General features: G+C 64.8%; 4 protein-coding genes and 1 pseudogene. 4 read left to right on the top strand and 1 reads right to left on the bottom strand.

Annotated features, from left to right (window positions below; all coding sequences use genetic code 11):
* Positions 1-303 (top strand): annotated as a pseudogene (locus WCB02_RS19790) (TAXI family TRAP transporter solute-binding subunit); the annotation flags it as partial.
* Between the two features lie 261 nt (positions 304-564).
* Positions 565-1,107, top strand: coding sequence for an AMP-binding enzyme (locus WCB02_RS19795; RefSeq protein WP_423960644.1), 543 nt, complete (start codon positions 565-567; stop codon positions 1,105-1,107).
* 291 nt (positions 1,108-1,398) lie between these two features.
* Here WCB02_RS19795 and WCB02_RS19800 read toward each other — a convergent pair whose 3' ends face one another.
* Entirely contained in the window at positions 1,399-1,941 is a 543-nt protein-coding gene (locus tag WCB02_RS19800) for a TetR/AcrR family transcriptional regulator (protein ID WP_423960645.1), read from the bottom strand.
* A 148-nt stretch (positions 1,942-2,089) separates the two neighbouring features.
* Between WCB02_RS19800 and WCB02_RS19805 the strand changes: the two genes are divergently transcribed.
* A complete protein-coding gene (locus WCB02_RS19805; protein WP_423960647.1) occupies positions 2,090-2,452 on the top strand; it encodes a darcynin family protein in 363 nt (120 codons plus the stop codon).
* 21 nt (positions 2,453-2,473) lie between these two features.
* The gene (locus WCB02_RS19810; RefSeq protein ID WP_423960650.1) at positions 2,474-3,211 is read left to right on the top strand and encodes an SDR family oxidoreductase; all 738 of its coding nucleotides are present in this window, start codon (positions 2,474-2,476) and stop codon (positions 3,209-3,211) included.
* Positions 3,212-3,263 lie beyond the last annotated feature (52 nt).

Raw genomic sequence — 3,263 nt, forward strand, 5'->3', positions numbered from 1 at the left:
GTGCTGATGGTCTACAACTGGCCATTGCAAAGCGATCGCTACAGGCGAGTGGCCCGCTTCGTCGATGCGCTGTTCGACCATATCGAGCAGTTGCAAAAGCCGCCGCGCAGCCCGAAATGGCGGGATACCGTCATCTCGGCCGATGTCCTCGGCCTGGTGCGCTTCAAGGCCGCGCAGGATTGGCTCGACAGAGCCCGCGGCCGCACGGCGCCGGTTGCCACGGGCGCCGACGAATTCCGCAAATTTCTCCTGGAGAGAAGCGGTGGTCGAGACATATCGCCGGAGGCCGTGACAAGACCCTAGAACGACTTTCGTCGAATGCACCACGGACAGAGATAGCTCACCGCCCGACCCGCCCGTCAGCCTGCGACGCGGACGGCTCTCGCGCGTGTCGGCGCGGTCTCGGAAGCGCCGCATCCTTCGGCTGCGCGCTGTTTGCGACCCCCGCAGCGCCGACAAGCTCCGTCGAGCCCTCACAAATCGGCAAGGCGGCCAAGCAGCATCGTGGCCGACAGGCCACAGATAAACTCCGCCTGGTCGACGATCAGGGCAAGGACGTTGCCGATGGTGGGATCGGCGAATTGCTGGTCCGCGGGGCCAACGTTCGTGGGCTACTGGAACGATGCGGATGCGACCGCAGCAAGCCTGACGGAGGGCCGGTATCACACCGGCGATCTGATGCGGCGCGGGGAGGGCGACGACCTCTGGTTCGTCTCGCGGAAGAAGGACATCATCATTCGCGGCGGCACCAACATTTCGCCGCTCGGGATCGAGCAGGCGATCCTCGGCGCGCATCCTTCGGTCGAAGAGGCCGCGGTGGTCGGCGTGCCCGATGATGTCCTCGGACAGCGCATCTTCGCCTTCGCGAAACTGGCCGGCAACGATCAGGATGCGGATGTGTCCCGCATCGTCGACAATCTCGCGATGCGGCTTGCCGCCTACAAGATGCCCGAGGCGATCATGGTGCTCGACAGCCTGCCGCGCAACGCCGTGAGCAAGGTCGATCGCCAGAGCTGTTGGCGATGGCGATCCAGGCCGATCGCGATGGTCGCGCCGAGGCTCCGGCAGCGCAGCCGGTGCAGACCCCGCGGCGAAGGTTGCGGGTGATGTCGAACCGCTGACGGTTCGAACAGCGATCGGCGAGGGCTCGCCTTTCGCCGAACGACATGCCGTCGTTCTCCGAGCAGGTGCTGTCGGACAAGGATGCCGCCGACATCCACGCCTTCCTGAGCTCGCTGCCGGGTCCGAGCCCGCCAGGGACATTCCGATGCTGAACCAGTGACGGAAGTGCCCGCCATGTCGGGGAAGGTCCGCACGGTCAATCGCCGGAGTGATCGGCCCGCGATCGCGAAATTGAATGCTGTCCCGCGCTGATGTCTGCTTGCGAGCCCGGTGGAGCTACGCCTTGGTGTTCAAGTATCCGAAAACGGCGCGTTGCACCCGGCTCGCAAGCTTTCGCTGATCCGTTTCGCCGTGCACGCCGGCTGCATCGATGATTCCCCTGATGATCGCCATGACGTCTTGTGCGGCTATCTCCCTGTCGGGCTGCCGCGGCAGGTCCGACCGTGCGAGGATTGCCATCGCGATGGCGCGGAACCCGTCGCCGACCCGTTGGGTCTCGGCATCGAACGGAAGCCGCGCCTCTTCGAAGTCGAGCAGCCTGGCGAGCTCGGGACGGCGAAGCTGGTGTCCGACGGCGGCGATGATCAGCGCCGAGAGAGCCGCGCGTCCGGTGGCCTGAGCCTGGGCCGCCTCCGCATCATCGATCAGGCGCGATGTTTCGCGGACGATCAGGGCTCCGATCAGCGCGTCCTTCTCGGGAAAATACTGGTAGAGCGAGCCGACGCTGACGCCGGCCCGTTCGGCAACCGCGTTGGTCGAAAAGCCCTCATGTCCATGCGCCTCCAAAATGCGAGCCGCCGCCTCGACGATCACCGCCACCGTCTCGAGCGAACGCGCCTGTTTGGGCGCTTTTCTCGGGCGTTGTCGCTGCTGGGAAGGTCTGGCCGGCATGGCTGGGAAACGCGAGTACCAATTGTGAGCGATTGCTCGTATTTTAGCTCCATCAGACGATGATGGAAAGAAAGATATGACATCACAAGAAAAAGCCTTCGAACCCGAACTCACCGTCTTCATGTTGGTGAAGACGACGCCCGAGTGGCTGGGTTTCCCGGTCGAACGCCGCTACGAACTGGCTCGGGAGCACCTTACGCCGATCGTCAAAAAGCATGCTTTGGGAGTCTCGCTCCGCTTCTTTGACGTCGAGTTCTACTCGGCCCGCGTCACCGACATCTGGATGTGGGAGGCGCGGGATCATCACGCCTATCAGCTCCTGGTCGAAGAGCTGCGGGAAAGCCCGTTCTGGGACCGTTATTTCGAGGTGGTCGAGATTCTGACCGGCGTCGAGAACGCCTACGCGAAAAACTACGACCGGCAGCCGATCACGGCCTGACCTCCCAACGGAGTACCGCAGATGCCGAATGAGACCCGAACAGCAATCGTGACGGGCGCTTCCAGGGGGATCGGAGCCGCGCTCGCCAGCCGGCTCGCGGCTGACGGTTTTCGGACGATCATCGGTTACGCCTCCAGTCAGGCTGCCGCCGAGGAGGTCGCAGCCCGCATCGCTGCGGCTGGCGGATGCGCCAGGGCGATGCGCGCCGACGTCGCGGACGCAGCGGCCGTGAAGGCGCTGTTCGACCAGGCGGAGGCCGAGTTTGGGCCGATCGACGTCGTGGTCAACAACGCCGGGATCATCAAACTTTCTCCGCTGGCAGAGGTCGCCGACGCGGACTTCACCCGCCTCCTCGCCGTCAATCTCACCGGTGCCTTCAACGGCATGCGCGAGGGCGCCCGGCGCGTGCGTGATGGCGGCCGCATCATCAATCTCTCGACCAGCATTATCGGCAACTACCTGCCCGCACACGGTGTCTACGCCGCGACCAAGGCGGCCGTGGAGGCGATGACTCACGTCCTCGCCAAGGAGCTCGGCAGTCGCGGCATCACCGTCAACGCGGTCGCGCCCGGTCCGATCGCAACGGAGCTGTTTTTCACCGGCCGATCCGACGCGCTGATCCAGCGCCTGATCAACGACATCCCGCTTGGCCGTCTCGGCCAGCCCGACGATATCGCCCGGGTCGTCTCCTTTCTGGCCAGTCCGGAGAGCGGCTGGATCAACGGCCAGGTCGTCAAGGCAAACGGCGGCCGGAACTGATCGGGACGCCGAAGGATTGTCTTGCAACCCTTGCGGCCGGCCCATCGACCGG

Source organism: Bradyrhizobium sp. (assembly GCF_049581145.1).
Lineage (GTDB): Bacteria > Pseudomonadota > Alphaproteobacteria > Rhizobiales > Xanthobacteraceae > Bradyrhizobium.